At 42.5% G+C, this 5,796-nt stretch carries 6 protein-coding genes and 1 riboswitch; of the genes, 5 read left to right on the forward strand and 1 reads right to left on the reverse strand.

From position 1 onward, the window contains the following. Positions 1-1,003: S41 family peptidase (locus tag JWQ85_RS01155; protein WP_299462660.1), on the reverse strand; the 1,003-nt coding region annotated here is incomplete at its 3' end. A 112-nt stretch (positions 1,004-1,115) separates the two neighbouring features. On the opposite strand from JWQ85_RS01155, the gene murQ reads away from it, so the two are divergent. The 5 genes from murQ to JWQ85_RS01180 all read left to right on the forward strand — a co-directional run. Beyond that, entirely contained in the window at positions 1,116-1,922 is an 807-nt protein-coding gene (gene murQ / locus JWQ85_RS01160; protein WP_299462664.1) for an N-acetylmuramic acid 6-phosphate etherase, read from the forward strand. A 54-nt stretch (positions 1,923-1,976) separates the two neighbouring features. Further along, positions 1,977-2,543 (forward strand): hypothetical protein, encoded by a 567-nt coding sequence (locus JWQ85_RS01165; protein WP_299462667.1) that lies wholly within the window; start codon positions 1,977-1,979, stop codon positions 2,541-2,543. Between the two features lie 97 nt (positions 2,544-2,640). Beyond that, on the forward strand, positions 2,641-3,378 hold the full coding sequence (locus tag JWQ85_RS01170) for a Bax inhibitor-1/YccA family protein (protein WP_299462670.1): 738 nt from the start codon (positions 2,641-2,643) through the stop codon (positions 3,376-3,378). A 342-nt stretch (positions 3,379-3,720) separates the two neighbouring features. Continuing rightward, entirely contained in the window at positions 3,721-4,119 is a 399-nt protein-coding gene (locus JWQ85_RS01175; protein ID WP_299462673.1) for a hypothetical protein, read from the forward strand. Between the two features lie 231 nt (positions 4,120-4,350). Next, a riboswitch (SAM riboswitch) is annotated at positions 4,351-4,462 on the forward strand. Between the two features lie 136 nt (positions 4,463-4,598). Further along, positions 4,599-5,796, forward strand: a 1,198-nt coding sequence (locus JWQ85_RS01180; RefSeq protein WP_299462676.1) for a homocysteine S-methyltransferase family protein, incomplete at its 3' end; no start/stop codon positions are given.

The following is a 5,796-nucleotide window of genomic DNA, read 5'->3' on the forward strand; positions in this document are numbered from 1 at the left end:
CATCCCCAAACGGGAACTGCTGCTGCACCAGGCCTTTGCCAAATGAACGCCGGCCTACAATAGTTGCCCTGTCCAGATCCTGCAATGCACCTGCCAGTATCTCACTTGCCGAAGCCGAATATTCGTCAATAATAACGGTAAGCGCGCCTTTTTCATAACTACCCGAGTCTGTGGCGAAATAGTCGGTTCGTGGTTCGTGACTGCCTTGTGTGTAAACTATCAGTTTGCCCTTTGGCAAAAACTCATCGGCCATTGCAGTAGCAGTGTTTAGATACCCGCCGCCATTGCCGCGCAGGTCGAGCACCAGTTTTTGCATGCCATCAGCTTGCAGTTTCTTTAGCGCGTTTCTGAAATCGTTATCAGTGGTTGATGCAAACTTGCTTATCTTAACATAACCCGCATCGCCAACCGTATAGGCCGCATCCAGGCTGCTCAATGTAACCCTATCGCGTTTTATAGGAAAGTCCTGCAGTATCTTAGATTGATTTCGGGAAATACCAAGCGTAATTTGGGTGTCCTTATCGCCTCTGAAGGTTTTACTGATGCGTTGAACAGTAAGTTTGGTGCCTGAAAAAGGCTCGCCGTCTACATTTATTACCCTGTCGCCGGCCATAATACCCGCCTTAGCAGCCGGGCCATCAGTATTAACCTGGGTAATCACCAGGGTATCGCGCAGCAACTGATATTCTAAGCCTATGCCATTAAAACCGCCTTCCAGTCGCTCGTTAATAGAACGTGCCTGTTGTGCAGGCAAATAAACCGAATGCGGATCAAGGTTTTGCAGCATGTCGTTAACGGTAACACCTTCAACGCTGTCTGTATTAACCGAGTCTACATATTTGTTACTCACCAGGTAAAGCACCCGTGATATTTTATCCGGGCCCGAAAAATTAAGCCCAAGCTTGCGCCCCACCATATTATCATTGCTGATAAGTAAACCGATAGTAACACCTATCAATATCAAGATCAATGTCCTAAAAATAATTCCCGCCGTTCTTTTCATCTATACTTTAGCCATACAAAGCTAATAATTAGCAGCTATTGCTAATAATTTATATCACCTTCGTTGCTTTGATGTTTTTTACTCAATTTTGTTAAAAATTTATTGCCAAAACATGGAAATAAACACAGAAAAGGATTCCAACTATAACGGCCTCGAAAACATGTCTGTATTGGAACTTCTTCAGAATATAAACAACGAAGATAAAACTGTGGCATTTGCTGTTGAGAAAGCTTTGCCGCAGATAGAAAAACTGGCAACCATAGTTACCGAGCGTATGCGTAATGGCGGCAGGTTGTTCTACATTGGTGCCGGTACCAGCGGCAGGTTGGGCGTGGTAGATGCTTCTGAGTGCCCGCCAACATTCGGCGTTCCGTTTGATTGGGTGGTTGGCATTATAGCAGGTGGCGATACAGCTATCCGCAAAGCGGTAGAATTTGCCGAGGATAACCGCGAGCAAGCATGGAGAGACCTGCAGGTGTTTGATATTAACGAAAAGGATGTGGTTGTAGGTATAGCGGCATCGGGCACTACGCCTTACGTTATCGGCGGTTTAAAAACCGCTAACAAGCATAATATTGCTACCGGTTGCATTGTATGTAACGCGGGGAGCCCCGTGGCCGCCGAAGCTAAATACCCTGTTGAAGTAGTAACAGGCCCCGAGTTTGTTACCGGCAGTACCCGTATGAAAGCAGGTACCGCGCAGAAGCTGGTTTTAAATATGCTAAGCACAAGTGTAATGATACAACTGGGCCGTGTAAAGGGTAATAAAATGGTGGATATGCAGTTATCCAATAATAAGCTGGTACACCGCGGTACCCGTATGGTAATGACCGAAACAGGCCTGCCTGAAAACGAGGCGGCTGAGCTTTTGAAACAACACGGAAGCGTACGTAAAGCGGTGGAAGCTTTTAATAAGTAAAGAGGAACGCCAAACGGTTTTTGAATTTTTACTTTTGATTTTTGAATTTAACCAATGCACGAAATAGAACCATATTACCGCTGGCGGGATGACTACGTAGCATCTGAGGATGAATATTCTCCTTTTTATGCAACACAGTATAATGAATTTGAGTTTGATAAGCAGATATATAACTATTTGCTGCACCCGCAATGGGATTCGTTCGGGTCCAACACCCTGTACCTAAAAGTTTTGTATGTTGATTATGAACGGGGCTACAGTATTATTGAATTTATAGGCGAATGGAACGATGCCATTAACAACGATATTATGCTGATGAAGCGCGAGCTGATTGAGCTGATGATAGACCAGGGCGTAAACCAGTTTATATTGATAGGCGAGAACGTGCTTAACTTCCATTTTTCTGACGATAGCTATTATGAAGAATGGTTTCAGGAGGTTGAGGATGGCTGGATAGCCGGGGTGAATTTCCAGGAGCATGTTATACGCGAGTTTAAGAGCGCCAATATCGATTACTATATTAACTTTGGCGGGCAACTGGATGAGCTTAACTGGCGTGCCTTAAAACCTTTACAAGTATTTAAAAAGGTGGAAGAGCAATTGCAGAAGCGGTTAAATTAAAAAATTCACATCGTATTGTAAGCTTTACTAAGCATACAACTTTTATAACCATTACAACGTTTTTACTTATATTCGTACAAATAATTTCTAAAAATAAATGGAAACCAAAACTCACGATTACGTTTACGAAAACGTAAGTTATGTTGAAAATCCCGAAGCATCACGCAAATTCATAGCTAATGTATTTGTTTGGATGTTTGTTGCATTAGGTATATCATCCCTTTGCACCTATACTTTTGCTTTTATACCCGAACTATCGGGTTTGTTGCGCGATACCGAAACAGGCCGTAATAATATTTTTGGCACCATAACCATGTTTGCCCCGCTTATTTTAGTACTGATCTTATCAAGCCGCATCAATAAAATGAGTATCGTAACCGCGGCTATTGTTTTTATAGCTTTTTCGGCTATTATGGGCATAAGTATTAGCTATATATTTTACCTGTACAGCTTCGGTACGATATCAACCGCATTTATAACTGCATCTGTTGTATTTGGTGTTATGGCAATTGGTGGTTATACTACCAACCAGGACCTTACCAAGTTTGGTTCTATCCTGATCATGTTGCTAATAGGCGGTATTATTGCTACGGTTTTAAACTTATTTATCTTCCGTAGCGGTAGTTTTAGTCTTTTGATCAGCTATGTATTGGTTGCCGTATTTGTTGGCTTAACCGCATATGATGTGCAAAAACTGAAACGCATTGGCGCCGGTATTGAATATGGTAGTGCCGAAGGTAAAAAAACTGCCATTATGGGTGCCTTAACCCTTTATCTTGATTTTATTAACCTATTTCTGTTATTGCTACGCATATTTGGCGGTAACAGAAGATAAATTAATATCTTAACGAAACTGAAAGCCGCCTTAACAGCGGCTTTTTTTGTTGCAAAGAGGTTCGGCTAAAGCCGGATTGTCCTTGCCTGTTATCCGTCCCATAAATGGGGCGGCAATGAATTGGCAAATTGTCTCGTATCTGGGTCATTAGCCAACTGGTCAACCTTATTAGATAACACTAACTGAATTGCATCTCTTATTTCTTTTGTGGCTTTCGCCTACCACCTGTCTTTTGCTGTCCTTTTTGAAATATTGTAATTAGTATCTTTTGTACTAGTATATATTATGTTTTGATAACGATATTTGGTTTGGTAGCTTTACGCTAACCAAAACTTATTACGAATGAAGAAATTAACAGCTTCACTAGTCATTGTACTATTTACTTTGACCGCACTCGCTCAAAATCAGGCAAATAAAACTGATGGTGTTAAGACTGAACGAACTGAATCATCTACTTACCGCCTATTCCCAACTGTAAACATGTGGACTTTTATTAAACTCAATACTCGAACTGGGCAAATGTGGCAAGTGCAATACGATGTTAAAGAAAATAACCGGGGTGAATACAGATTAAATCCCTTATCCCTTGTCACTAAAGAAGAAGAAACCAATGGAAGGTTTATTCTCTATCCAACTCAAAATAGTTATAACTTTATTCTCCTTGACCAACTTGATGGTGGGTTATGGCAAGTTCAATGGTCGATTGAGCCAGAGAAAAGACTTTTACTCAAAATGAATTAATTCATATTTGCTGTATGCAAAACTTATCAATATTTGAAATGCATCTCTAATACATTTTCAAAGGTTGCTACCAATGCACAACCCTCAATCATTTTAGTGAAAATGAAAAAGCCAAGCACATAATTGCCTTTGACTTAAGCCAAAGGGGTTCCAAGTGGAGCAAATAGGCTTTAGCCAAACAGCACAGTAATATACGCTTGCACTTTACAACATTATTATTCATCTTTGTAACGCTTATGGAGAAAGACGGAGGGATTAGACCCTGCGATGTCTTAGCAACCTGTTACTTAACAAGGTGCTACATTCTACTCAGACCAATTGAATGGTTTGGGACAGATAAGTGAAAGTCAATATTATACCCGACTTTTCGAGATAAGCTATATACAGTTTGCAGTTTTGAGTAAGCAGTTTGCAGTGTTTTCGCTGTGCCTTGTTTGCAAAACTGCCCATTGTTAATTGGCAACTGCCTACTGATAAAAATGGACATTAGAAAAGAATTACAGAAACGCATATTGGTTATTGACGGAGCTATGGGTACCATGATTCAAAGGTACGAGCTCACCGAGGAAGATTTTCGTGGGGAGCGTTTCCGTGACCATGCATCTGACCTTAAAGGAAATAACGACCTGCTGAACATAACCCGCCCGGATGTGATCAAGGCTATCCATGCCGAATATTTGGATGCCGGGGCGGATATTATCGAAACCAACACTTTCAGTACACAACGCATATCACTGGCTGATTATCACCTGGAAGAACTTGACTACGAACTAAGCTACGAAGGTGCCCGCATAGCCCGCGAAGTTGCAGATGAGTATACCAAAAAGAACCCATCAAAACCACGTTTTGTAGCAGGTGCTGTTGGTCCAACAAACCGTACGGCATCCCTGTCGCCAGATGTGAACGACCCGGGTTACCGCGCCGTTACCTTTGATGATCTGGCCGAAGCTTATTATGAGCAGGTGCGTGGTTTGGTAGATGGCGGTTCAGATCTGCTATTGGTTGAAACCATATTTGATACATTAAATGCAAAAGCGGCATTGTTCGCTATTCAACGGTATAAAGACGAGTGCAAGGCTGCCGGTAAAGATTACCCTGCCTTTAGGGAAACAGGTGGTATCATGATATCGGGTACTATTACCGATGCATCGGGTCGTACCCTTTCTGGCCAAACAGTAGAGGCTTTCTGGAACTCTATCAGTCATGCCAACCTGCTATCAGTAGGACTGAATTGCGCTTTAGGCGCCCGCGAAATGAGGCCGCACTTAGAAGAACTTTCTGATAAAGCGGGTGTATTTATCTCCGCTTATCCAAATGCTGGTTTGCCAAACGAGTTTGGTGCATATGATGAAACCCCGCACGAAACCGCCCACCAGGTTGATGATTTTATAAAAGCCGGACTGGTAAATATTGTAGGAGGTTGCTGTGGCACTACGCCGGAGCATATTAAATGCATTGCTGACAAAGCTGCGAAGTATTCCCCAAGGCAATTGCCGGAGATCGAACCTTACCTGCGCTTAAGCGGACTGGAAGCGGTAACCCTTACGCCCGAAACTAACTTTGTAAATATTGGCGAGCGTACCAATATTACCGGCTCACCAAAATTCTCCAAACTTATCCTTGCCGAAGATTACGAGGCAGCCCTTACCGTTGCCCTGCAACAGGTAGAAGGCGGTG

This window comes from Mucilaginibacter sp., from assembly GCF_028288105.1.
In the GTDB taxonomy this organism is placed as follows: Bacteria; Bacteroidota; Bacteroidia; order Sphingobacteriales; family Sphingobacteriaceae; genus Mucilaginibacter.